The sequence below is a fragment of the Mesorhizobium sp. B2-4-19 genome (genome assembly GCF_006441315.1).
GTDB lineage: Bacteria > Pseudomonadota > Alphaproteobacteria > Rhizobiales > Rhizobiaceae > Mesorhizobium.
Genome location: NZ_VFUV01000022.1, coordinates 52,993 through 76,620, shown reverse-complemented (window position 1 = coordinate 76,620; position 23,628 = coordinate 52,993). Strand labels below are relative to the sequence as shown.

The 23,628-nt window shown below is 64.2% G+C and carries 26 protein-coding genes; 12 read left to right on the top strand and 14 right to left on the bottom strand.

The window, feature by feature from the left end:
• Window positions 1-53: 53 nt before the first annotated feature.
• Complete coding sequence (locus FJ546_RS27840; protein ID WP_140892237.1) at window positions 54-1,376, bottom strand: tetratricopeptide repeat protein; 1,323 nt, start codon at window positions 1,374-1,376, stop codon at window positions 54-56.
• 103 nt (window positions 1,377-1,479) lie between these two features.
• Between FJ546_RS27840 and FJ546_RS27835 the strand changes: the two genes are divergently transcribed.
• Entirely contained in the window at window positions 1,480-2,811 is a 1,332-nt protein-coding gene (locus FJ546_RS27835) for an autotransporter outer membrane beta-barrel domain-containing protein (protein ID WP_246686988.1), read from the top strand.
• A gap of 35 nt (window positions 2,812-2,846) precedes the next feature.
• Here the strand turns inward: FJ546_RS27835 and FJ546_RS27830 are convergent, their stop codons facing one another.
• On the bottom strand, window positions 2,847-3,470 hold the full coding sequence (locus FJ546_RS27830) for a LysE family translocator (RefSeq protein WP_140892236.1): 624 nt from the start codon (window positions 3,468-3,470) through the stop codon (window positions 2,847-2,849).
• A gap of 518 nt (window positions 3,471-3,988) precedes the next feature.
• On the opposite strand from FJ546_RS27830, the gene FJ546_RS27820 reads away from it, so the two are divergent.
• The 3 genes from FJ546_RS27820 to FJ546_RS27810 all read left to right on the top strand — a co-directional run bounded on the left by FJ546_RS27820 (window position 3,989) and on the right by FJ546_RS27810 (window position 6,803).
• The gene (locus tag FJ546_RS27820) at window positions 3,989-4,756 is read left to right on the top strand and encodes a L,D-transpeptidase (RefSeq protein ID WP_140892235.1); all 768 of its coding nucleotides are present in this window, start codon (window positions 3,989-3,991) and stop codon (window positions 4,754-4,756) included.
• Between the two features lie 164 nt (window positions 4,757-4,920).
• Entirely contained in the window at window positions 4,921-6,087 is a 1,167-nt protein-coding gene (locus tag FJ546_RS27815; RefSeq protein ID WP_140892234.1) for a diphosphate--fructose-6-phosphate 1-phosphotransferase, read from the top strand.
• Window positions 6,087-6,803: an MBL fold metallo-hydrolase gene (locus FJ546_RS27810; protein WP_140892233.1), complete on the top strand. Its 717-nt coding sequence runs from the start codon at window positions 6,087-6,089 to the stop codon at window positions 6,801-6,803. The genes FJ546_RS27815 and FJ546_RS27810 overlap by 1 nt, the downstream gene beginning before the upstream one ends.
• A 41-nt stretch (window positions 6,804-6,844) precedes the next feature.
• Here FJ546_RS27810 and FJ546_RS31370 read toward each other — a convergent pair whose 3' ends face one another.
• The gene (locus FJ546_RS31370; RefSeq protein ID WP_181168116.1) at window positions 6,845-7,003 is read right to left on the bottom strand and encodes a hypothetical protein; all 159 of its coding nucleotides are present in this window, start codon (window positions 7,001-7,003) and stop codon (window positions 6,845-6,847) included.
• On the opposite strand from FJ546_RS31370, the gene FJ546_RS27805 reads away from it, so the two are divergent.
• Window positions 7,002-8,546, top strand: coding sequence for a DegQ family serine endoprotease (locus tag FJ546_RS27805; RefSeq protein WP_140892232.1), 1,545 nt, complete (start codon window positions 7,002-7,004; stop codon window positions 8,544-8,546). The genes FJ546_RS31370 and FJ546_RS27805 overlap by 2 nt on opposite strands.
• A 71-nt stretch (window positions 8,547-8,617) precedes the next feature.
• On the opposite strand, the gene coaA is transcribed toward FJ546_RS27805, so the two are convergent.
• The 8 genes from coaA to hisB are packed head-to-tail and all read right to left on the bottom strand — an operon-like array spanning window position 8,618 to window position 14,086.
• A complete protein-coding gene (gene coaA / locus FJ546_RS27800) occupies window positions 8,618-9,577 on the bottom strand; it encodes a type I pantothenate kinase (protein WP_095771496.1) in 960 nt (319 codons plus the stop codon).
• A gap of 24 nt (window positions 9,578-9,601) precedes the next feature.
• Complete coding sequence (locus FJ546_RS27795; protein WP_140892231.1) at window positions 9,602-9,925, bottom strand: phosphoribosyl-ATP diphosphatase; 324 nt, start codon at window positions 9,923-9,925, stop codon at window positions 9,602-9,604.
• Window positions 9,926-9,960: 35 nt separating this feature from the next.
• A complete protein-coding gene (hisF, locus tag FJ546_RS27790; RefSeq protein ID WP_181168118.1) occupies window positions 9,961-10,755 on the bottom strand; it encodes an imidazole glycerol phosphate synthase subunit HisF in 795 nt (264 codons plus the stop codon).
• The gene (locus tag FJ546_RS27785) at window positions 10,752-11,588 is read right to left on the bottom strand and encodes an arginase family protein (protein ID WP_140892229.1); all 837 of its coding nucleotides are present in this window, start codon (window positions 11,586-11,588) and stop codon (window positions 10,752-10,754) included. Before FJ546_RS27785 ends, hisF begins: the two co-directional genes overlap by 4 nt.
• On the bottom strand, window positions 11,585-12,328 hold the full coding sequence (gene hisA, locus FJ546_RS27780) for a 1-(5-phosphoribosyl)-5-[(5-phosphoribosylamino)methylideneamino]imidazole-4-carboxamide isomerase (RefSeq protein WP_140892228.1): 744 nt from the start codon (window positions 12,326-12,328) through the stop codon (window positions 11,585-11,587). Before hisA ends, FJ546_RS27785 begins: the two co-directional genes overlap by 4 nt.
• A gap of 26 nt (window positions 12,329-12,354) precedes the next feature.
• The gene (gene hisH / locus FJ546_RS27775; protein ID WP_140892227.1) at window positions 12,355-13,005 is read right to left on the bottom strand and encodes an imidazole glycerol phosphate synthase subunit HisH; all 651 of its coding nucleotides are present in this window, start codon (window positions 13,003-13,005) and stop codon (window positions 12,355-12,357) included.
• A 1-nt stretch (window position 13,006) separates the two neighbouring features.
• A complete protein-coding gene (locus FJ546_RS27770; RefSeq protein WP_140892226.1) occupies window positions 13,007-13,483 on the bottom strand; it encodes a DUF2628 domain-containing protein in 477 nt (158 codons plus the stop codon).
• Window positions 13,484-13,486: 3 nt separating this feature from the next.
• Window positions 13,487-14,086, bottom strand: coding sequence for an imidazoleglycerol-phosphate dehydratase HisB (gene hisB / locus FJ546_RS27765; RefSeq protein WP_140892225.1), 600 nt, complete (start codon window positions 14,084-14,086; stop codon window positions 13,487-13,489).
• A gap of 237 nt (window positions 14,087-14,323) precedes the next feature.
• Here hisB and hslV point away from each other — a divergent pair, with 237 nt between their 5' ends.
• The 6 genes from hslV (at window position 14,324) to FJ546_RS27735 (ending at window position 19,642) form a co-directional block, all read left to right on the top strand.
• Complete coding sequence (gene hslV / locus FJ546_RS27760; protein WP_019862614.1) at window positions 14,324-14,875, top strand: ATP-dependent protease subunit HslV; 552 nt, start codon at window positions 14,324-14,326, stop codon at window positions 14,873-14,875.
• The gene (locus tag FJ546_RS27755) at window positions 14,865-15,380 is read left to right on the top strand and encodes a GNAT family N-acetyltransferase (protein WP_140892224.1); all 516 of its coding nucleotides are present in this window, start codon (window positions 14,865-14,867) and stop codon (window positions 15,378-15,380) included. The genes hslV and FJ546_RS27755 overlap by 11 nt, the downstream gene beginning before the upstream one ends.
• On the top strand, window positions 15,377-16,537 hold the full coding sequence (locus FJ546_RS27750; protein ID WP_181168115.1) for a hypothetical protein: 1,161 nt from the start codon (window positions 15,377-15,379) through the stop codon (window positions 16,535-16,537). The genes FJ546_RS27755 and FJ546_RS27750 overlap by 4 nt, the downstream gene beginning before the upstream one ends.
• 49 nt (window positions 16,538-16,586) lie before the next feature.
• A complete protein-coding gene (locus tag FJ546_RS27745) occupies window positions 16,587-17,186 on the top strand; it encodes a DUF2585 domain-containing protein (protein WP_140892223.1) in 600 nt (199 codons plus the stop codon).
• Window positions 17,187-17,190: 4 nt separating this feature from the next.
• Complete coding sequence (gene hslU / locus FJ546_RS27740; protein WP_095771485.1) at window positions 17,191-18,501, top strand: ATP-dependent protease ATPase subunit HslU; 1,311 nt, start codon at window positions 17,191-17,193, stop codon at window positions 18,499-18,501.
• 166 nt (window positions 18,502-18,667) lie between these two features.
• A complete protein-coding gene (locus FJ546_RS27735; RefSeq protein WP_140892222.1) occupies window positions 18,668-19,642 on the top strand; it encodes a DUF1402 family protein in 975 nt (324 codons plus the stop codon).
• Window positions 19,643-19,648: 6 nt separating this feature from the next.
• Here FJ546_RS27735 and FJ546_RS27730 read toward each other — a convergent pair whose 3' ends face one another.
• From FJ546_RS27730 to FJ546_RS27720, 3 genes are read right to left on the bottom strand one after another with little or no spacing between them, the layout of a single operon-like run.
• Entirely contained in the window at window positions 19,649-20,887 is a 1,239-nt protein-coding gene (locus tag FJ546_RS27730) for an FAD-dependent oxidoreductase (RefSeq protein WP_181168114.1), read from the bottom strand.
• Window positions 20,884-21,198: a MocE family 2Fe-2S type ferredoxin gene (locus FJ546_RS27725; RefSeq protein ID WP_140892220.1), complete on the bottom strand. Its 315-nt coding sequence runs from the start codon at window positions 21,196-21,198 to the stop codon at window positions 20,884-20,886. The genes FJ546_RS27730 and FJ546_RS27725 overlap by 4 nt, the downstream gene beginning before the upstream one ends.
• Before the next feature lie 35 nt (window positions 21,199-21,233).
• Entirely contained in the window at window positions 21,234-22,325 is a 1,092-nt protein-coding gene (locus tag FJ546_RS27720; RefSeq protein WP_140892219.1) for a fatty acid desaturase family protein, read from the bottom strand.
• A 166-nt stretch (window positions 22,326-22,491) separates the two neighbouring features.
• Between FJ546_RS27720 and FJ546_RS27715 the strand changes: the two genes are divergently transcribed.
• A complete protein-coding gene (locus FJ546_RS27715) occupies window positions 22,492-23,523 on the top strand; it encodes a LacI family DNA-binding transcriptional regulator (protein WP_140892218.1) in 1,032 nt (343 codons plus the stop codon).
• The last annotated feature ends 105 nt before the right edge of the window (window positions 23,524-23,628 follow it).

The window sequence follows — 23,628 nt, the reverse complement described above, 5'->3', positions numbered from 1 at the left end:
GGATCTCGAAAAAATCTGGCTGAGCCAGTTTTTAAGGCAAGTTCGGCTTGCGGTCAATTCTCTGACAAATCGGCCGCGCGTCGCGCCAGCAGCACGGAGAGTGGGCTATCCGGCCGCGCCATCGAACGCTCGGCCGTGAGCGCCCCGGCGAGCGCGCGGTCACCGGCCCGCAAGGCCGCTTCGATCAGCGTCAGGTCGATGACGTCGCGCTGTGCGTGGCTGCCGCCGAAGCGGTTGGCGATCGCCCGGATCGGCCGGATCAGGTGCACGGCCTCGCTGTAGTTGCCCTCGCCGAACGCCTTGATCGCCAGCGTCAGCGGATGGCCAACATCGCGCGTGAAAGCGGCGTTGTCGCCATTGCCGCGCATGGCCTCGCGCTGGGCATCGAGCAAGGTCCGCGCCGGGGCGTCGAGCCCGGCGCCAACGAAGGCCATCATCGCATGCGCATCGTTGAAGGCATAATCGCCGGCACCGGCCTTGGGCCAATTGGCGGCGAGCGCCGTCCAGCGGTCACCGACATCGATGCCGCCGAGATGCAGCCGCCACAGGATTGCCGACGCATCGACCATATTCAGCGCCATCGCCGATGGCGTGCCATAGATCGGTCCGTCATAGAGCGCCAGCACCTGGTCGATCTCGCCGAGATCGTAATGGAACAGCGCCAGGTGCCACCAATTGTGCACCTGCAGGAAGCTCTCCTTTGTCCAGGCTTCGGGATTGGCGCGCATCCAGGCGATCCCGTCCCTTTGCCGGCTTTGCATTTCCATCACATGCGCGACCGCATGCTGCGCCCAGCCGTCGCGCGGCTCGATCTCGACCGCCGCGCGACCGAGCTTTTCGGCCCTGGCATAGTCGCCCATTTCCTCCAGCCCGAAGGCCTGCATTCCGAGAATAGCGTGGTAGCCCGGCATGCCGCCCTGCCATGACGGCAAGGCGCGGGCGATGCGGTCACGCAGCATGCGGGCATTGCCGGTGAAGAAGTCGATCTGGTGCCCGACCTGCAGCGCCAGCGCGTCGAGGGGGGTCTCGATGGCGATATCCTCGAGGATCCTGGCGGCGTCATGCCAGCGCCCGTTGGCGAGGTGGCCAAGGGCCAAGACATGCGCCTCTTCGCGCATCGTCGCGGCAAGCGGCAGCGCCGCCTCGTGGCAAGCCCTGGCCACCGCCGTAGCGTCGCGCTCGGTGGCGAGGCCGAAGAGATAGCCCTTGAAGACATGCGCCATGACGAAACCGGGATCCTCCGATATGGCACGGTCGACGGAGGCGACGGGATCGCCGATGAAGCACAGCAGTTCACGCACGGCCTGGGTGTAGGGCGTGAACCCCGCTTCGGTGGCGCCCGAAAATGTCAGGCCGAATGCGTCCCTGATTGCCATGCAACATCCTCTGATCGACCTGGGACAAGCCCCAGACCCTGCGGGCCAAGGCGATCTTAAATCATGAGCCACGGACGTGCCAATCATGCACCGCATAAGGTCCATGCCAGCAGCCTTTGCAGTTCATCAACCGACGACGCCGGCCGCGGCGCCACCGACGGTCGAGCCCCCTCCGCCGGTGGAACCGGTGCCGCCGGCGGCCGAGCCGCCACCGCCGCCGCCCTCCGAACTGCCGCCGACGCCGCCGCCGAGCGAGGGCGATATCAACAATCCGCCGGTCGACCCGACACCGCCTGTCCAGGCCAGCGACCGGCAACCCGAACCACCGCCGCCACCACCACCGGCGCCTCCGGCGGATCCGCCGCCGCCGCCGCCGGTGCCGACCGAAGCGCCCGCACTTCCAGTGCCGACACTGCCTGGCCCGCCGCCTGTCCAGCCGGCGCCGCCGACACCCGGAGCGAGGGCGGTGCAGGCAGCCGTGATCCCGCTCTACCGCATCGAGGTGCCGGTCTATTCGGCCTTGCCGCCGGTGGCCGAACATCTGGCGATGACGACGCTCGGCACCTTCCACGAACGGCGGGGTGAGCAAGGCCTGCTGTCGAACCCCGAGCTATCGCCGGTCTGGGGCCGCATCTATGGCCAGGACGCCAAGATGGGCTGGTCGGGAACGGTGTCGCCCTCCTTCGACGGCACGCTGTACGGGCTCCAGGCGGGCTTCGACGTGTTCGGCCGCGACACCGCCTCGGGCGGAATCGATCGCGCCGGCCTGTTCGTCGCCTATGCCAGCATGAAGGGCGATTTGCGCGGCCAGGCGCTGGGATGGAACGATCTGTCCGTCGGCAGCCTCGACGTCACCGGCACCAGCGTCGGCGGTTACTGGACCCGGATCGGCCAAAGCGGCTGGTACCTTGACGGCGTCCTCATGGCCACCTTCTTCGGCGGCGACGCGACGTCGTCGCGCGACATCGGCATCAATGTCGGCGGAACAGGCGTCACCGCTTCGCTGGAAGGCGGCTACCCAATCGCGCTGGCGCAGGGCTGGACGCTTGAACCGCAGGCGCAACTGGTCTGGCAGCATCTGTCGCTCGACGACACCAACGACCGTTTCTCGTCGGTTTCCTTCGACACCGACGACAGCGTCAGCGGCCGGCTCGGTGCACGGCTGCAGGGCGAGACCACCATCAACGGCGTGGCGCTGCAGCCCTACCTCAAAGCCAACATCTGGCACGATTTCGGCGGCATCAGCCATGTCAATTTCGACACCACCGACATCTCGACCGAGGGCCGGTCGACCTCCTTCGAGTTCGGCGGCGGCGTGGTCGCTGAGGTAACCGACAAGGTCAGCCTCTTTGCCACCGGCGACTACACGACCAATCTGGGCGGCGACAAGCGCCGCATCCTCGAGGGCAATGTCGGTATCAACGTCAAATGGTGAGGCCCTCGGGGCCTCATGGCGTCTCCGTCGGGACATCAATTACCCGAACGCATCGCCACCGTGGCGATGCCGGCGCCGACCAGCAGCGTGCCGCCGGTGCGGTTGAAGATGCGGATCGCCTTGGGATTGCGCACGACGTTTCGGGCGCGGGCCGCGATCAGCGCATAGCCGAAGGCATTGGCGAAGGCGAGCGCCAGGAATGTCGTCTCGAAGATCAGCATCTGCGTCCAGAAATCGGCGTGCCGGTCAACGAACTGCGGCAGGAAGGCGACGAAGAAGGTGATGCTTTTCGGGTTGAGCGCGGTGACCAGCCAGGCATGCGCCATCATCTTGGCCGAAGACACCGCGTCGGTGCGCGGCTCGGCCTTCAGCGCGCCGCCGGCGCGGAACAGTTTCACGCCGAGATAGATCAGATAGCCGGCGCCGATCAGCTTCAGTATGGTGAAGACGGTCGCCGAAGCGGCGAGCAGCGCGCCGATGCCGAGCATCGACAAGGTCATGGCGGTGAAATCGCCGAGCGCCACGCCAACCGCCATCGGCAAAGCGGTGCGCCAGCCCTGGCCCAGCGCATAGGACACGACCAGCAGGATGGTCGGACCCGGAATGATGAGCAGGATGGTCGACGCGGCGGCGAAAGCGGCCCAGTTCTCGAAGGACATGTCTGTCTCCCTTGGGTTAAGGAGAAGGATAAATCCTCAGCCTAGGGGCAATGTAAAGAGGCCTGATTTCTGTTTTTACGAAAATCCGGGCGGAAGACCGCCACGCACTTTCCCTGCCATTGCCGCGGTATCAATTGCGCCAAAGACAGGTCGGCGTCAGTTCGCGCCGCCCAGCGTGCTCACGATATCGGCCAGGCTGACATCGGCACCGAGAACCAAGGCGGCCGCGACAATGGCAGCGGCAAAAAAGCGTGATGTCGATTTTTAACGTCTTGCACATGCAGGCCCCTCGCTGATCGCCTGATGCGTAGGAAAGGCTGGCGCCGGGATTATGACCCGACCTGGGTCTTTTTGTGCTGGAACGCCCGGTTGCCAGTCCATTCGGGACGGCCCGATGCCGCCAGCCAGGCGCAAATGCAGGCAGCGCAAGGCATTCACGCTTTATCAACCATGAATGATGAAAATGCCCGCTATCCGGCCGGACCGTGCTTCCCGCCGACAGCGTAGGGTTTGGGTATATGCGTGAGTTGCCGCAAGGTCTGACGCCGCCACGAAACGGCGACGCAATCGAAACCGATCATCAACTTTCCCGCCGCGCCATCCTGTCCGGAGCAGGCGCGCTTGCGCTGCTGGGTGCGGCCGGCTGCTCGACTTCCGGCGGCGGCATGCCGGCGCTCGAACTCGACAATACGGTCACCGGTTCCGTGCCGCCGATGCGGCCGGCAATCAGCGTCGACAGGAACATCACCAGCCCCGACCTGATGTACGCCGCTTTGACGGACAATGGTTTCAACCTGCCTGAAGTGCCTTATCTCAAGGTCAAGCCGGAATTCCGCCGTCAGATCGTCGTCGACACGACGGGCGAGGCGCCGGGAACCATCGTCGTCCATCTCAAGGAGCGCATGCTCTATCTCGTCCAGCCGGGCGGCGACGCCATCCGCTACGGCGTGGGCATCGGCAAGGACGGCTTCCGCTGGTCCGGCCGCGCCAACATCCAGTATGGCCGTGAATGGCCGACCTGGACGCCGCCGCCGGAGATGATCCAGCGCAAGCCCGAACTGGTGAAGTGGCAGGGCGGCCAGCCCGGCGGCCTCACCAACCCGCTCGGCGCGCGCGCGCTCTACATCTACCAGGACGGCAAGGACACCGGCTACCGCATCCACGGCTCGCCCGAATGGTGGAGCATCGGCCAGGCGATGTCGTCGGGCTGCGTGCGGCTGATCAACCAGGACATCATCGACCTCTACAGCCGCGTCTCGAAGAAAAACCCGGTCGTCGTCATCTGATTGTTTGGGCGGCCTACGCCGGCGCTTCTATCTTCCTGTTCGAGCATGAACTTTCCCCGAAAACCCGTTTCCACTTTTCGGGATCATGCTCGCGAGTCTCCCGTTGCGTGATGCGGCAAGACAGGCCAAGGTGCCTTGAAAACATCGCTCGGGAGACGTCAGGAATGGCCGGAACTTTTGTTATCGCGCAAGGCGGCGGCCCGACCGCCGTCATCAACCAGACGGTCGTTGGTGCCACGCTGGAGATCCGCAAGCGGCATCCGGGCGCCAAGGTCCTGGGATCCATCCATGGCGTGCGCGGCATTCGCGACGGCAATTATGTCGACCTTTCGGGCATCCCCGAGGATCGGCTGCGGCTGATAGCGGGAACGCCAAGCGCGGCACTCGGCTCGACGCGCGACAAGCCGGATGCCGCCTATTGCAACGTCATTCTCAACGGCCTGAAGAAGGCCGGCGCCGACGCCTTCATCTATATCGGCGGCAACGACACGTCGGGCACACAGCAGATCCTGACCGACGCCGCCGGCGGCTCGATCGCTTTCGTCCATGCACCGAAGACCATCGACAATGATCTGGAAGAGAACGACCATACGCCGGGATTCATCTCGGCGGCCGAGTTCGTCGCCGGCGCCTTCCTCTCGGTCGATCTCGATTTCCGCGCTTTGCCCGGCATCTATGTCGGCATCGTGATGGGCCGGCATGCCGGTTTTCTCACGGCAGCGGCGGCCGCCTGGCAGCTCGATCCCGACAGCGGCCCGCATCTGGTCTACGTGCCGGAGCGGCCCTTCTCGGCCGCGGGCTTCATCGACGATGTGCGTGCCACGCTCGACCGCCACAAGCGCTGCATCGTCGCCGTGTCGGAAGGGGTAAGCACCGCCGACGGCAAGGCGCTGGTCGAAAGCCTGGTACCGCCGGACAAGCTCGAGCGCGACGCGCATGGCAACGTCAAATTGTCGGGCAGCGACCTGCCGGCAGCCCTCGAGCGCGCCTTGGCCGAAGGCCTGCCGGGCAAGCGGGCCCGCGTCGACGCGCTCGGCTACATGCCGCGCGGCTATGTCGGCGCCATCAGCGCGGTCGACGCGCAAGAGGCGTTCGATGCCGGCGCCTTCGCCGTGTCCGTCGCCGAACAGGGCGGCGGCTCCGTGGCGCTGCAATATGACGGCGCAAAGACCGTTCTGAAGAAGGTGCCGCTGAAGAACGTCGCCGGCAAGACCCGTCACATGCCTGACGATTTCATGAAGCCCGACGTCAACCAACTGTCCGAGGCCGGCATGGCCTATCTCAAGCGGCTGGTGCCGGAGAAGTACAAGGTCGGGAAGCCTTTCGTTTAATGGAGTGGTTCAGCAAGAGCATTGTCGACGACAGGACGACGATGCTGACCGAGCCGTTCGTGCATAACTATGTGCGCGCCAACATCTGGCATCTGCGCGGCCGCGACGCCGACCTCCTGGTCGACACCGGCATGGGCATCTGCCCGCTGGCGCCGCAGATCGAGACGCCGCAGGGCAAGCCGCTGCTGGTCGTCGCCACCCACATCCATCTCGACCATGTCGGCTCGCTGCATGAATTTCCGTGGCGGGCCGGACCGAGGATGAGCGCCGCGCAATTCGAAAGCATGGATGAGGCGGCGACCTATGCCTACATGTTCCATGATCTCGAAGGCGCCGTGTCGAAATTGCCGGCGCCGGGCTGGAAGGCCGCCGACTACAAGATCCCCTCGGCACCGCTGACGAGGGTGCTTGACGAGGGCGACGTGGTCGATCTCGGCGACCGGCAATTCCGCGTGCTGCACCTGCCCGGGCATTCGCCGGATTCGATCGCGCTTTTCGACGAGGCCGACGGGCTCTTCTTCAGCGGCGATGCCATCTACGACGACACGCTGATCGATTCGCTGCCGGATTCCGATCGGGCCGCCTATGCCAGCACCATGCAGCGCCTGCTCGCCCTGCCGATCCGCATCGGCCATGGCGGCCACGGACCGAGCTTTGACGGCAAGCGTATGCGCGAGATTGCGACCGACTATCTGCGCCGTCATGACGATCCGTAAGCGCTCCCTGAATTAAATCTTCGTAAGGTCGGCCAAAAACCCTAATTCGGGCCGATCGGCACCCTAGATACCTCGGTGTCGATCCGGCCGGCCGCCATGTACGGCGAGACGGGCAGTCCGGCCGTCGACACGCCGACGAGCGCTTCTCCCAAGAGCTGCCCGCGGCGCCGGAACAACCCTCGCCCGGACAGAACGACCATGTCACCTCTTGGTATTCTTCGCAGACATCGCGTCGCCGCCCTGCTGGGCGCTGCGCTGATCATCTCCCCCGTCGTCGTCTCGTTTGCCCAAAGCGGCGGCAACGCCGGCCTGAGCAACGCCGTTGCGACGACCCAGACCCCAATCGTGGGGATCAAGGCCCCGAACGGCTCGTTCGCGCCGGTCGTGGCCACCACCAAGCCGGCCGTAGTGACGGTCACAACGGTCATGAAGGCACAGGCTGAAACCATGGGCGAAACCTCGCCTTTCGACGGCGGTTCGCCTTTCGACGACTATTTCCACCAGTTCTTCGGCAATCAGGGCGCCCCAATGCCCAAGACGCCGCCGCAGCAGGCACCGCGCCAGGAAGCCCTCGGATCCGGCTTCATCGTCGGCACAGATGGCACCATCGTTACCAACAATCACGTCGTCGACGGCGCCTCTTCCATCAAGGTGACGCTCGACGACGGTACCGAGCTTCCAGCCAAGCTTGTCGGCCGCGATGCCAAGAACGACCTGGCGGTGCTCAAGATCAAATCCGACAAGGCCTTGCCGACGGTCAAATGGGGCGATTCCGACAAGCTGATGACCGGCGACCAGGTGCTGGCGATCGGCAACCCGTTCGGCATCGGCACCACGGTCACCGCCGGCATCGTTTCGGCACGCGGCCGCGACCTGCATAGCGGGCCGTTCGACGATTTCATCCAGATCGACGCGCCGATCAACCATGGCAATTCCGGTGGTCCGCTGGTCGATGTCAACGGCAATGTCATCGGCATCAACACGGCGATCTATTCGCCCAATGGCGGCAGCGTCGGCGTCGGCTTCGCCATTCCGTCCGACCAGGCCCAGAAGGTGGTCGCCAAGCTGATGAAGGGCGGCAACATCGAATACGGCTATCTCGGCGTCGAGATCCAGCCGGTGACGCCGGACGTAGCTGCCGCCATCGGGCTCGATCATGCTGGCGGCGCACTGGTCTCGCAGGTCAATGACGGCTCGCCGGCGGCCAAGGCCGGCATCGCCACCGGCGACGTCATCACCGGCTTCGCCGGCCAGGACGTGAAAGACCCCAAGGACCTGTCACGGGCCGTCGCGGACGTCTCGCCGGGCGCCAAGGAACCGCTCGAGGTCTGGCGCAAGGGCAAGGCCATGCAGATCTCCGTCAACGTCGGGCAAAACAGCGAAGATGTGAAGACGGCATCGGTCGGCGATTCCGGCGCGCCAGGCGCCGAGCAGGGCGCGCGCGTGCCGGCGATCGGGCTCGGCCTGCTGGACATCACGCCCGACATTCGACAGCAGCTGAACCTCGCCGACAACGAGCGTGGCGCGGTGGTCGCCAGCGTCAATCCCGACAACGCGGCGGCCGCCGCCGGTGTCCAACCCGGCGATATCATCGTCGCCGTCAACCAGGCCCCGGTGAAGAGCGCCAGGCAGGTCACGCAGGCGATCACGCAGGCGAGCAAATCGGGCCGCAAGTCGGTGCTGCTTTTGGTCGAACGCGAGGGCAGCCAGATCTATGTCGCCGTGCCGTTCGCCAATGGCTGAGCCGCGATGCGGATGCCATGAATGCCGTGTGGCGGGCCGGTGACTGGCCCGCCACATTTCCTGGAATTGCTTTAAAGTTTGCGCAGCGCCACTTCCTCGACCAGATGGTCGGCGCCCTTGCGCAGGATGAGGTCGGCGCGGGCGCGGGTCGGCAGGATGTTCTCGCGCAAATTCTTCAGATTGATGTTGGACCACAGGCCTTCGGCGATAGCGCGCGCCGCTTCCTCCGAAAGCTGCGAGTAGCGGTGGAAGAAGGAGTCCGGATTGCGGAAAGCGGTCTCGCGCAGCCGCATGAAGCGCGAGATGTACCATTCGTGGATCAGCTTCTCGTCGGCATCGATATAGATGGCGAAGTCGAAAAAATCGGACAGGAAGGGCACGATCTTGCCGTCCTGCGGCAACTTGCCCGGCTGCAGGACATTGATGCCTTCGAAGATCAGGATGTCGGGCCGGTCGATGGTGACGAACTCGCCGGGAATGACGTCATAGGTGAGGTGGGAATAGACCGGCGCGCGGACATCCGGCAGCGCCGACTTGATGCCCGAGAGGAAACGCAGCAGCGCGCCGACATCGTAACTGTCGGGAAAGCCCTTGCGTTCCATCAGGTTCTCGCGGCGCAGCACCTCATTGGGCAGCAGGAAACCGTCGGTGGTGATGAGATCGACCTTGGGGCTCGACGGCCAGCGCGCCAGAAGCTCCTTCAGCACGCGCGCGGTGGTCGATTTGCCGACGGCGACGGAGCCGGCGATGCCGATGATGAACGGCGTCTTGACGATGTCGACGGCGTTGAAGAAGGCCTGGCGCTGCCGGAACAAGAGCTGGCTCGCCTCGACATGGGCGGACAGAAGCCGCGACAGCGACAGATAGATGCGCTTGACCTCCTCGAGGTCGACCGGATCGTTGAGCGAACGCAGGCGGCGGAACTCGTCCTCGCTCAGCGTCAGCGGGGTGTCGGCGCGGAATTGCGACCATTGCTCGGCCGAGAAGAAACGAAAGGGGGAATATTTCTCGGTTGGCGCGAGCTGATCCATCGAGATACCTGCCCTCCCCCGCGGTCAGCCCTTGGGCCGTGACGCCTTCTCGGCGATGCCCGAACGCCCGGTGCGGCTTTCGAGCTCCTTGAGCACGTCGCTCAGCGGAACATCCGAGAGGCCGAGAACGACGAACCAATGATATATAAGATCGGCACTTTCGGAAACGAGGCCCTGTCTGTCGCCCTTGACGGCGGCAATCACCGTCTCGACCGCCTCCTCGCCGAGTTTCTGGGCCGCCTTGTCGATGCCGCGCGCGAACAGTTTCGCCGTCCAGGAATCCGGGTCGCCGGAATGGGCGCGGTCCCTGATGATTGTCTCCAGATCGGAGAACGAAAATTCAGCCATGGCGCCTGGGGCCCTTTTCTTAGCCGGAACAGCCTCTAGGGCCGATCGCCCGAGGAGTCCAGCCGCATCGGCAGCCCGGCGGCGGCCATATGCGCTTTGGCCTGGGCGATCGTGTAGGTGCCGAAATGGAAGATCGAGGCCGCCAGCACCGCGCCGGCATGGCCGTCGCGAATGCCTTCGACGAGGTGATCCAGCGTGCCGACGCCGCCCGAAGCGATGACCGGCGCGCGCACCGCATCAGCGATCGCACGTGTCAGCGCGATGTCGTAGCCGGCCTTGGTGCCGTCGCGGTCCATCGAGGTCAGCAGGATCTCGCCGGCGCCGCGATCGACCATTTGACGCGCGAATTCGACCGCGTCGATGCCGGTCTTCTCGCGCCCGCCATGGGTGAAGATCTCCCAACGGTCGGCCTCGCCGATACCGGACACTTTCTTGGCGTCGATGGCGACGACGATGCACTGGTTGCCGAACTTGTCGGCGGCTTCGGCGACGAAATCCGGGTTCTTCACCGCCGCCGTATTGATCGACACCTTGTCGGCGCCGGCCAGAAGCAGCTTCCTGATGTCGGCGACCTGGCGCACGCCGCCGCCGACGGTCAGCGGCATGAAGCACTGCTCGGCGGTGCGGGCGATGACATCGAAGATGGTTTCACGGTTGTCGGACGAGGCGGTGATGTCGAGAAAGCAGAGCTCGTCGGCACCGGCGGCGTCATAGGCCTTGGCCACCTCGACCGGGTCGCCGGCGTCGATCAGGTCGACGAAATTGACGCCCTTGACGACACGGCCGTCCTTGACGTCGAGGCATGGGATGACACGGGCTTTCAGCATCAGCGGCCCTCTATCGTGGCAATGAGATCGTTGAGCAGCTCGCCGACCAGCGGCGGGACGTCGCCCTGCGCGTCGAAGGCCGGATCGTAGGCGGAAATAGTGATGCCGACGACCGGCACCGCAAGCGCCATGGCGCAAGCCGCGTCGCGCAATTGTTCAGGGCTTGGCCCGCCTGACGTGATGTAGCGGTTGGCCTGCAGCTCCTTGGGGTCGTGCACGTCGAGATCGAGATGCATGTGCACGCTTTTGGCGCCCGCGGCCTTCAGCTTCGCGGTTGCCGGCCCCACGCCGGGACATTCGGTGCGGATCACCGGCAAAGTCTTGAGGAGCCCTTCCTCGGCCGGATCGAGATCGCGGGCATTGAGGAGCACGCAACGCGAGGGATCGATCGGCTTGAAGCCGGGAATGGCTGATGCCATCGGGCGCCAGCACAGGCCAAGCACGGTCGCCAGCGCCATGCCGTCGAGAAAGCCGTAGACGGAGGTCTCGGGCGTGTTGAGGTCGCCATGCTGGTCGGCCCAGATGATCGCATCGGCGCCCTCGCCGGCGACCGCACCGGCCGATGTCAGGCAGTTTCCAGCGAGCACGATGGGGAACCGTCCCCTGTCGATGGCAATGCGGACCTCGCCAGAGACGGCGTTGCAGACGGCGAAACCTGTGGCGATCTCGCGTTCCTGGTCGTCACCGACCCTGCCGATATCCGCGACCGCGACCTCGTGGCCGGCAATGGTCAGGGCGTCGACCAGGCCGCCTGCGATCAGCGCGTCCGGGCCCTGGCCCATGCCGCCGTGATAGTGGCCGCTGTCATAGGAGGCCAGGATGATGGTGATTTTCACGATTTTGCCCCCGGCCGACCCTGCAGGATCGCCAGCGCCTCGGCCGGATCGATGCGGCCGTCATAGAGCGCGCGGCCCGAAATGGCGCCTTCGAGCTTCTGTGCGTCGGGCATGGTCATGCGCACGATGTCGGCGATCGAGGCGAGGCCGCCCGAAGCGATGACCGGGATCGACACCGCCTCGGCGAGGCCGATGGTGGCGTCCCAGTTGATGCCGGTCAGCACGCCGTCGCGTTCGATGTCGGTGTAGATGATGGCGGCCACGCCGGCGCCCTCGAATTTCCTCGCCAGTTCGACGACGCCGAGGCTCGACGCCTCGGCCCAGCCCTCGACGGCCACCTTGCCGCCCTTGGCGTCGATGCCGACGGCGACCTTGCCCGGGAAAGCCTTGCAGGCCTGCCTGACCAGGTCGGGATCGCGCACCGCCACCGTGCCGAGGATGACGCGGGCCAGCCCCCGGTCGAGCCAGTCCTCGATCTGGGCCAGCGTGCGGATGCCGCCGCCGAGCTGCACCGGGTTCTTCGTCGCCTTGAGGATGGCGCCGACCGCCGCGCTGTTGACGCTCTGGCCCTGGAAGGCGCCGTTGAGGTCGACGACGTGCAGCCATTCGAAACCCTGATCCTCGAAGGCTTTTGCCTGCGCGGCGGGATCATCGTTGTAGATGGTCGCGGTCGCCATATCGCCGTGCTTCAGGCGCACGCATTGGCCGTCCATGAGGTCGATGGCAGGAAACAGGATCACGATTCAGGCGCCTTCTTGCTCATGCTCTAGGGCCTCCAGCGCAGGAAATTGGTGATCAGCGCCAGGCCGAGCGCCTGGCTCTTTTCGGGATGGAACTGCGTGCCAACGAGATTGTCGCGGGCGACGGTCGCCGTCACCGGACCACCATAGTCGGCGACGGCCACAACCTCGTCCGGCTTTTTCGCGTCGAGATGGTAGGAATGGACAAAATAGGCGTGCAGCCCGTCTGGCCCGGTCGGGATGCCGGCAAACAGCGGGTGCTGGCGCCTGAGCTCGATCGTGTTCCAGCCGATCTGCGGGATCTTCAGCGCGGGATCAGTGGGCGTGATCTCCTTGACGTCGCCCGATATCCAGCCGAAGCCATGGGTGACGGTCTTTTCCAGGCCGCGCCCAGACATCAGCTGCATGCCGACGCAGATGCCGAGGAAGGGCCGGCCCTTGGCGATCGCGACGTCCTCGACCGCCTCCCACATGCCGTCGACGGCACGCAGGCCGGCCGCGCAGTCGGCATAGGCGCCGACGCCAGGCAGGACGATGCGGTCGGCGCTGCGCACCCGGTCGGCATCGGCCGTCAGGTCGATTTCGGCCGATATGCCGGCTTCGCGCGCGGCACGCTCGAAAGCCTTGGTGGCCGAGCGCAGATTGCCCGAGCCGTAGTCGATGATTGCTACCCGCATGTCAGTGCCGTCCCGGTATGTGGGTCAGGCCCAGCGCCATGCCCGGCTGCGCCGGGCGCGCCAGGGCGGCATCGGGGACGATGCGCGGCGGCGGCGTGATTTCCTCCGCGTGCCCCTCGACCTCCAGCGCATAGCGGATGTCGGCATCGCCGAGCCGCCCGGCCTGAACCACGCCCCATTCATGCCAGCCGCGCCGGCGAAGGGCCGCGATGCGCAGCCCCTGTCCTTCCAGGCCGACATAGAACGAAACCAGGAGCGACAGCAGCGAGCTTGCCAATCCAAGGCCAAGGTTTTCCCCAGCCATCGAAAGCAGGCCCATGACGACGAAGGCAAGTCCGGCTTCGATCCACAGCCGGTGCCAGGCGAGCCAGAGCGGCGGCACCAGCAGGCCGAGCCAGGTGAAGCCGTCGCGGATCAGGGCGGTTGCATCGACCTTCTCGCTACGGCCGGGCGGTTGCATCACGACATAGGTGGCCATGGCCTATCCCTTCAACGATCCCTTGGTGGAGGGAACCGCGTCCGGCTGGCGCGGGTCGGGCTCGAGTGCGGCACGCAGCGCACGCGCCACCGCCTTGAAGCAGGTCTCGGCGATGTGGTGGTTGTTGGCGCCGTAATGGTTGGTGACATGCAGCGTGATGCCGGCATTCTGGGCCAGCGCCTGGAAGAATTCACGCACCAGTTCGGTGTCGAAGGTGCCGATCTTGGGCGACGAGAAAGACACGTTCCAGACCAGGAACGGCCGGCCGGACACGTCGATCGCCGCGCGCGTCAGCGTCTCGTCCATGGCAAGGTCGATCGAGGCATAGCGCATGATGCCGCGCCGCTCGCCCAGTGCCTTGGTCAAGGCCTGGCCGAGCGCGATGCCGGTGTCCTCGACCGTGTGGTGGTCGTCTATGTGCAGGTCGCCCTTGGCCCTCACCGTCATGTCGATCAGCGAATGGCGCGAAAGCTGGTCGAGCATGTGGTCGAAGAAGCCGACGCCCGTGGCGATATCGGATTTGCCCGAGCCGTCGACATGGACCGACACCGAGATGTCGGTTTCCTTGGTCTTGCGGCTGGCTTGGGCGGAACGGGGCGCCATGACCTTGTCCTTGTCTCAGGGGTTCAAAGCTCCGCGGACGAGCTTCGAACAATCACCGGCTTGAAAACGAAAGCCTTCTATCAGCATGATCCGGCGATTGCCAGTTGCCTCGGACAGAGGTATCGGCCTTGCCGGAGAGGCGATTTGCAATCATTGGTCCCATGCATACATATGGCCGATAAAATCACTCGTACCGCGCCAATCGCCTTTTGGGATCGCGCGAATCGGAGCCAATAAATGTCTGATAATCTGACCATGCACGCCACGACCATCGTGACGGTGCGCAAGGGCAACAAGGTGGTGATCGCCGGCGACGGCCAGGTCAGCCTTGGCCAGACCATCATGAAGGGCAATGCCCGCAAGGTCCGCCGCATTGGCAAGGGCGGCAATGTGATCGCCGGTTTCGCCGGCGCCACCGCCGACGCCTTCACGCTGCTGGAACGGCTGGAAGCCAAGCTCGAACAATATCCCGACCAGCTGACGCGCGCCTGCGTCGAGCTCGCCAAGGACTGGCGCACCGACCGCTATCTGCGCCGGCTGGAGGCGATGATGCTGGTGGCCGACAAGTCGGTCTCGCTGGCGCTGACCGGCACCGGCGACGTGCTCGAACCCGAACATGGGGTCATGGCCATCGGTTCGGGCGGCAATTACGCGCTGGCCGCGGCGCGGGCGCTGATGGACACCGACAAGGATGCCGAGGAGATTGCCCGCAAGGCGATGCAGATCGCCTCCGACATCTGCGTCTACACCAACAACAATTTCGTCGTCGAAACGCTCGATGCCGCTTGAGCAGGCCGTGCTCTACGATTTTCGGCCGGTGACGGAAAAAGACCTGCCGATGATCGCCGGCTGGCTTGCCGAACCGCATGTCGCGGAATGGTGGGACGACCCCGAGACGGAAATCGCCGAGATTCGCGATCATATCGACTCGATTTCGGTCGAGCCGCTGATCGTGGAACTCGACGGCAAGCCGATCGCCTATCTGCAGAGCTACGACCCGCATCTGGAAGACGACCACCCCTATGCCGACCAGCCGTTCGGCACGCTCGGCATCGACCTGTCGATCGGACCGCCGGAGCTGGTCGGCATCGGCCACGGCTCGGCGATCATGCGGCAATTCGTCGAGCAGCTGTTCGAGGAAGGCGTGCCGCGCGTCATCATCGACCCCGACCCGGGCAATGCTCGGGCCATCCGGGCCTATGAAAAGGCTGGCTTTGTTGCCTTTGACACCCGAACATCGGAGTTCGGCCCGGCGTTGATGATGGCGCGAGACGCGCCGCAGGAGCCCAATTGATCAGCGCCGGAACACTCGACAAAGCAGTCGCGAAAGGTTTGATCTCGCAGACCCTGCGCGATCAGTTGGAGGCGATGGAACGCGCGGGCGCGCTCGCCCCCAAGGCCGGGCGCGCCGATGACGAGGGCGACGAGGAAAACCTGCGGCTGGTCGGCGGCGGCAACGATCTGTTCGTCACCGTGGGAACCGTTCTGCTTAACGCCGGCTTCTTCTTTGTCCTTACCACCTTGCTTCCAGGCCAGACATTCTGGATCGCTGGCATCCTCGCGGTTTTCGCCTGGGGGCTCGCCGAAATTGTCACGCGTCAGCACCGGATGAAATTATCGTCGTCCGTGCTTGCCCTGATTTTCATGGCCGCCATTCTGGCCGCTCTGGCGCTACGAGTGGAGGCCGGCTTCGGCATGCGCAAGCCGGAGACTATCTGGCAGTTGCTGGCGTTGCGCCAGACGGCGTCCCGGGCCGGATATCTGTTCCTGGGTGGAGGAATAATTGCGGCCGCGATCTATTTCTGGCGCTTTCGCGTCCCCATCATTGCCGGGGCTATCGCCATCGCCTTCACCCTGCTTGCCTTCCTGCAAACGGCGATAATCCTGTATGACAGTGTGACAACGGGTGCGATTGCGCCGCCACGCCTTGAGGATGTTCCCGAATTGCTCCACGCGGCACTCTACATGCCGCTGGTCTGTGGCCTAATCGTGTTCGCAACGGGTGTGGCTTTTGACATTTACGATAGGGATCGACGCAAGATCTGGTCCGATTGCGCTTTCTGGCTGCATGTCGTCTCGGCGCCTATGCTGGTGCATCCGCTCTTTATCATGGCGACCGGGCAGAACGTCGTATTCGGACATATCGCGCCGGACGCGAATGCAACGATCATGCTGACGGTCCTGATCCTTGGCTTCCTCTATGTCGCGCTCGCCATAGACCGTCGTTCGCTTCTGGTTCCCACGTTGGCTTACTTCGGCTCGCTGGGTATCTATTATCTGGTGAATTCAGCCTCCGATTCGACGGGTATCCCGCCTTTTGCCTTGATTCTGGTCGTTGTCGGCGCGCTGATTATTCTGTTCGGGGCTGGCTGGCAGCGTATCCGGCGGATTGTCGTCAAACCCACTTTGCCGGCGGCCGTGATCCGCCGGCTACCGCCGCTGAAGGCGTGACGGGCTTTGTGATGGTCGAGACGGCGACGCGCATGAGGGGGAATAGGGCATGATTGCATCCGTCGAGGACAAAGAGCTCTCGGCCTACGAAAACAGCTGGCGGATGGGGCTGCTGATCGTTGCCGGCCTGATCATCGTCCAGGCCGTGACGCTCTATCTCATGGGCCATCCGCCGATCTGCACCTGCGGCTATGTCAAGCTGTGGCACGGCGTGGTGAACAGCTCCGAGAATTCCCAGCATATTTCGGACTGGTACACCTTCTCGCACATCATCCACGGCTTCCTGTTCTACGCACTGGCGAGGTTCCTCTTTCCGCGTTCGCCGATCGGCTTGCGGCTGGCCTTCGCCGTCCTCATCGAGGGCGGCTGGGAATTGCTGGAAAACAGCCCATTCATCATCGACCGCTACCGCGCCGGCACCATCTCGCTCGATTATTACGGCGACAGCATCATCAATTCGGTGTCCGACACACTGGCCATGGTGCTGGGATTTGTGATGGCGCGAAAGCTACCTATATGGGTGATCGTCAGCCTCGCCATCCTCTTCGAACTGGGTACCGGCTATCTCATCCGGGACAATCTTACACTCAACGTGATCATGCTGCTGCATCCGTTCGAGGCCATCAAGCAGTGGCAAAGTGGAATTTAGTGATATGAGCACATTCTCCCCCCGCGAAATCGTTTCGGAACTCGACCGCTTCATCATCGGCCAGAAGGACGCCAAGCGCGCCGTGGCCATCGCCTTGCGCAACCGCTGGCGCCGCCAGCAGCTGGAAGGCCAGATGCGCGAAGAGGTGATGCCGAAGAACATCCTGATGATCGGCCCGACCGGCGTCGGCAAGACCGAGATCTCGCGCCGCCTGGCGCGCCTGGCCGGCGCGCCCTTCGTCAAGGTCGAGGCGACCAAGTTCACAGAAGTCGGCTATGTCGGCCGTGACGTCGAGCAGATCATCCGTGACCTCGTCGAGATCGCCATCGGGCTCGTCCGCGAAAAGATGCGCGAGGACGTCAAGGCGCGCGCCCACATCAATGCCGAGGAACGCGTTCTGGAAGCGCTGGTCGGCAAGACCGCCAGCCCGGCGACGCGCGACTCTTTCCGCAAGAAGCTGCGCGACGGCGAACTGGACGACAAGGAAATCGAGATCGAAGTGGCCGACACCGGCAATGGCGGCATGCCTGGATTCGAGATTCCCGGCATGCCGGGCGCCAATATCGGCGTGCTGAACATCAACGACATGCTGTCGAAGGCGATGGGTGGCAAGAAGACCAAGCTGCGCAAGACGACGGTGAAGGAGTCTTACGATCTCCTGGTCAGCGACGAGTCCGACAAGTTGCTCGACCAGGACGAGGTGGTGCGCCGGGCGCTCGATGCCGCGGAGAACGACGGCATCGTCTTCCTCGACGAAATCGACAAGATCGCGGCGAGATCCGACATTTCCGGCGGACCTTCGCGCGAAGGCGTGCAGCGCGACCTGCTGCCGCTGGTCGAGGGCACCACGGTGGCGACCAAATACGGACCGTTGAAGACGGATCACATATTGTTCATCGCCTCGGGCGCTTTCCACGTCTCGAAGCCGTCCGACCTGTTGCCGGAATTGCAGGGCCGCCTGCCGATTCGCGTCGAACTGCGGGCCTTGGAGAAGCAAGATTTCGTCCGCATCCTGACCGAGACGGAAGCGAGCCTGATCAAGCAATATATCGCGCTGATGAAGACCGAGGGTGTCGACCTGACCTTCACCGACGACGCCATCGATTCGTTGGCCGGCATTGCCGTCGACCTCAATGACAGCGTCGAGAATATCGGCGCCCGGCGACTGCAGACGGTGATGGAGCGGGTGCTGGACGAGATTTCGTATGACGCGCCAGACCGCAACGGCACGTCGGTCACCATCGACGCCGCCTATGTGGAAAAGCATGTCGGCGACCTGTCGCGAAACACAGATTTGTCGCGATTCATCCTTTAAAGCACGGCACCGGTTGATCCGGTGCCGGTTCAGGCAGCCGGCAGAACAATCATGTGTGGCCAGATGGTACCATCTGGCCACCTTTCGACTTGCCGGGTGAAGGGGCTCTCGACTCGACCCAGGGCACTACCCTAGTTTGCGCGGCAATACCTTTAGGCGGCGGCGCATGAAAAAATTCATCCCAATCATTCTCAGGCCGGTCGTTCTCGGCTTGATGCTGGCGGCGACGCTGTTTGCGGCTGAAGCAGCGACACTCGTGCCGCCGGGAAACCGCAATGCCGAGCAGCCCGACATTCCCGGCGCCTCGAGCCGGCGCACGCAGGCGACCAGCACCACCTTCCAGGCGAAATACCGCAAGGTCTATGCCTTGCTGCAGAACGACCCCGAGCTGCGCGGCAAGATCAAGAAGGCCGCGGCCGCCTATGGCATCGATCCGATGCATATCGTCGGCGCCATCGTCGGCGAACACACCTACAATGTCGACGCCTATGACCGGCTGCAGACCTATTACGTCAAGGCGATCTCCTATCTCTCCAGCAAGCTGTCCTTCGCCTATGACGGCGAGGACATCACCGATTTCGTGCAGCGGCCGGAATTCAAGAAATGCGCGGGGATGTCGGACAGCTACGACCTCTGGGAATGCCGCGAGCAGGTCTGGAACCATGCGTTTCGCGGCAAGAACGTCGGCGGCGAGGACTTTCCCGATGACCGTTTCGGCGCCACCTTCTTCCAGCCCTATTATGCCGGCCAGACTTTTGGGCTCGGCCAGCTCAACCCGCTGACAGCGCTGCAGATGAGCGATCTCGTGCACAAGGTGTCAGGCCTGCCGAAGCTCGATGTCGGCGATCCCAATTCGGTCTACAAGACCATCATGGATCCGGACCTGACTCTGCCTTATGTCGCCGCGACGATCAGGAAATCGATCGATGCCTATAAGAGCATTGCCGGCTTCGACATTTCGGGCAATCCGGGTCTGACTGCCACGCTCTACAATGTCGGCAATCCAGAGCAGCGCGCCGAAGCGCTGAAAGCGGAAAACGACAGGCGTCGCGCCGCAGGCGAACCGGAAAAACTGCCTGAGGAGAATTATTACGGCTGGCTGGTCAACGACAAGCTGCCGGAGCTGAAGGCGCTGTTCTAGATCGTTTCACGCCGCCAGCAGCGACTTCAGCTTGACGGCCTGTGATCCCAGTGCTTCCGGTGCCGGCCTCGCGCGCTTGCCGATCAGCATTTCGGCCAGCCGGATGTCGCGGGCGACCGCATTGCCGGGGCCGATGCCGCCGGCCGCCACGAGCCGGCCGTCCTTATCCAGATGGAACAGGATAAAGGCGCCTTCACCGAGATCGCGTCGCACCGTGCTGCTGCCTTCGTCCGAAAGCCCTGCGATCTGCAGGGTGAGCCCATATTGATCCGACCAGAACCACGGTACGGCCGCATGCGCCTCGCCGGCGCCGAGCATATTCCTTGCCGCCAGCGCACCTTGCTCCTGCGCATTGCGCCAGGCTTCGAGCCGCACGCGGCGGCCGCCGTAGACTGCAAGTGGGAACGAACAGCAGTCGCCGGCGGCGAAGATGTCGGGATCGCTGCTGCGCAGCTCGGCATCGACCGCAATGCCGTTGTCGATAGTCAGGCCGGCTTCGGCCGCGAGCCCGGTCACCGGCACCGCGCCGATGCCGATGATTGCGAGGTCGGCCGATATTTCGTGCCCGCCGGCGAGCGTCACACGCACCTCCTTGCCGTCGTCGGCGATGGAGGCGATGCCGTCGCCGCACAGTATGTCGACGCTTTCGGCGATGTGCGCCTGATGGATGATTTCGGCGATCTCGGCCGGCACGCCGCGCATCAGGATGCGCGGCTGTGCCTCGATGACGGTGACCGCAGCGCCGAGCTTGCGGGCCGCCGCGGCGAGTTCGAGGCCAATGAAGCCGCCGCCGACAATGGCGATACGGTTGCCGGCGCTGAGATGGGCGCGAATGGCCAGCGCATCGGCGAAGGTGCGGAGATAGACGCAGCGCGCCCCCAATCCCGGCATCGGCAGTTTGCGCGGGGCCGAGCCGGTGGCCAGCAGGAGCTTGTCGTAGGGCAGCACCGAACCATTGGACAGGCGCACCCTGTGCGCCGCACGCTCGATCGCCACAGCCTGGACGGAATTGATATGCCGGATCGACCTCTCGGCCAGCACCGCGTCGCTGGCGATGGCCTTGATTTCGGGCGCATCGCTGGCCATCGCCTCCTTGGACAGAGGCGGCCGCTCGTAGGGCAGATGCGGTTCGTCGCCGATCAGCGTCACCGGCCCCTCATAACCGAGATCGCGCAGCGCCAGAGCCGCCCGGCCGCCGCATTCGCCGGCGCCGATGATGACCATTCCCCGCGCCATCTCCATCATCCGACCTGAACGAGGACTTTGCCGGCGTCGACCTTGACCGGATAGGTTCTCAGGTTGACGCAGACCGGGGCGCCCCTGGCCGCGCCGGTCTTGTAGTTGAAGCGGCCATTGTGCTTGGGGCATTCGATGATGTCGTCCATCACCAGACCGTCGGCGAGGTGTACCTTCTCATGCGTGCAAAGCCCGTCCGTGGCGAAATATTCGTCGTCTGGGCTGCGATAGATGGCGAAGGTGCGCCCGCCATGATCGAAGCGCATCACATCCTCTTCATCGATGTCGTCGGCAGCACAGGCCTCGACCCAGTCGCTCATTTCAGCACTCCCCGTAAAAAATGGATTCGCCGCGATCATTCCGCCGCGGCGGCGACGGCATCGCCGTGGAATTCCTCGCGGTACGGCATGGCGGTCGGCGGCAGTTCGCGCTTGAGGAAATAGTCCTCGTTGCGCAGCTGGCGCAGGAAGACCGGGATCATCTCGCGGTAGCCGGCCAGGATCGACGGCGTCGGCGCCGGCAGATCGTGCTTGATCAGCGCGTGCAGCTTCGGCAGCGCATGGTAGGGCACCATCGGGAACATGTGATGCTCCACATGGTAGTTCATGTTCCAGTAGATGAAGCGGCTGATCGGGTTCATGTAGACGGTGCGGCTGTTCAGCCGATGGTCGATGACATTGTCGGCCAGGCCGCCATGCTGCAGCAGGCCGACCATGACGTGATGCCAGGCGCCATAGAGCCTGGGCAGGCCGACCAGCATCAAAGGCAGGAAGGAGCCGGAATAGAGCGCCAAGCCGATGGTTGCGGCATAGATCGCCGTCCAGATGCGGGCGATGCGGATCGCCTTGCCCTGTTCCTGCTCGGGAATGAAGGTCTTTTCGGCCGCGCTGATGTTGCCGGCGGCGTTGCGCAGCATGTCCGACATCGCATGCCAGGCGTCGAGCACGCCGACAAAGCCGAGGAGCGCGCGCACTAGGTCCGGCGGCCGCATGACCGAGATTTCGGGGTCGCGGCCGACAATGATGGTGTCGGTGTGATGGCGCGTGTGGCTCCAGCGCCAGGTCACCGGATTGCGCATGATCATGAAGCAGGCGATCTGATAGATCGCATCATTCATCCACTGCGTCCGGAACGCCGTGCCGTGCCCGCATTCGTGCCAGCGGGAATCCGTGGATGAGCCGTAGAGGACGCCATAGACGAAGAAGAACGGCACGCACCACCAACTGCCCCAGAACCAGGCGCCGCCGGCGCCGCTGGCGATGAGCGCGGCGAGCCAGATCGCGGTATCGCGGATCGCCGGCCCGTCGGAGCGCTGCATCAGCTCCTTCATCTGCTTGCGGGGCACGTCGGTGTGATACCACTCGGCCGCCGACAGGCCGTTTTCCACGGCGAGTTTGGCGTCGCGGCCGATCAGGCTGTAGTCCCGCCGGGACGGCGCAGTTGTCATGATTGCCTCCTCGGCAAGGCACTCGTCCAGGCGAATGCCGGTTGCCCATATGCCTTCCAGCCTGAAAATACCGTTTGCTCGTGATAGACTCAATCTCACAAAGATAGTTTCTATCATTTCCTATCAGAATGATGTATCAATGTTCGGCAATCGAACGAGGACGATCATGGCGAAACGGCCGACGATATCCGATCTGGCGCGCATCTCCGGCGTCAGCGTCGCCACGGTGGACCGCGTGCTCAACAATCGCCTGCCGGTGCGCGAGGAGACCGCGCGGCGCGTCTATGAGACCGCGACCGAGATCGGCTATCACGCGGCCGGACTGATCAAGCAGCGGATGCGCCATGAACTGCCGGAGTACCGGCTCGGCTTCCTGCTTTTGCGAGGTAACGATGTCTTCTACGGCGATTTCGCAGCGGAGCTCGAACTGGCGGTGTCGCAGTCGCAGCGGTTCCGCGGCGCCGCAACCGTCGACTTCGCCAGTTCCCTGGTCCCCGACGAGATCGCGGCCCAGATGCGCAAGCTGGCGGCGAAATCGAGGGCCATCGCCGTTGTCGGCCCGGACCATCCGACCCTGACGGCGGCGGTCGAGGCGTTGAAGGCGCGGGGACAACCGGTCTTCTCGCTGCTGTCGGACTTTGCCGCCGGCATCCGCGAGGGCTATGTCGGCCTCGACAACCGCAAGGTCGGTCGTACCGCGGCCTGGATGATCGCCAAAGCAGCGCGGCAGCCCGGCAAGGTCGCCCTCTTCGTCGGCAGCCACCGTTTCCATGGCCACGAGTTGCGCGAGATCGGCTTCCGCTCTTTCTTTCGCGAGCATGCACCCGACTTCAGCGTGCTGGAAACGCTGGTCAACCTGGAGGCGAACCAGGTAACCCATGATGCGATGATCGATCTTCTGGCGCGCTATCCGGATCTTGCAGGCTGCTACGTCGCGGGCGGCGGCATGGAAGGCGCGGTCTCGGCGCTGCGGGCAGCAAGGCCCGTAAATATGCCGGTGGTGGTCTGCAACGAGATCAACGCCGAGTCGCGCGCGGCACTCGCCGACAACATCCTCACCATGGTGATCTCGACGCCGCTGGCCGCGCTCTGCCGCGAGCTGGTCGATCGGATGGCGCATGCCATTGAAACCGGCGCGGCCAACGCGCCTGGCCAGACCTTCCTGCCCTTCGACATCTATCTGCCGGAAAATATCTGAGCTTTCCGGGCGGGAGCAACCGCCAGAATGATAGAATCCCTCAGAACGATCCGAAAATCCGGCGGCAGGCCGCGGAATCGCCCTTGACGTTCCGCTGGAATGGAA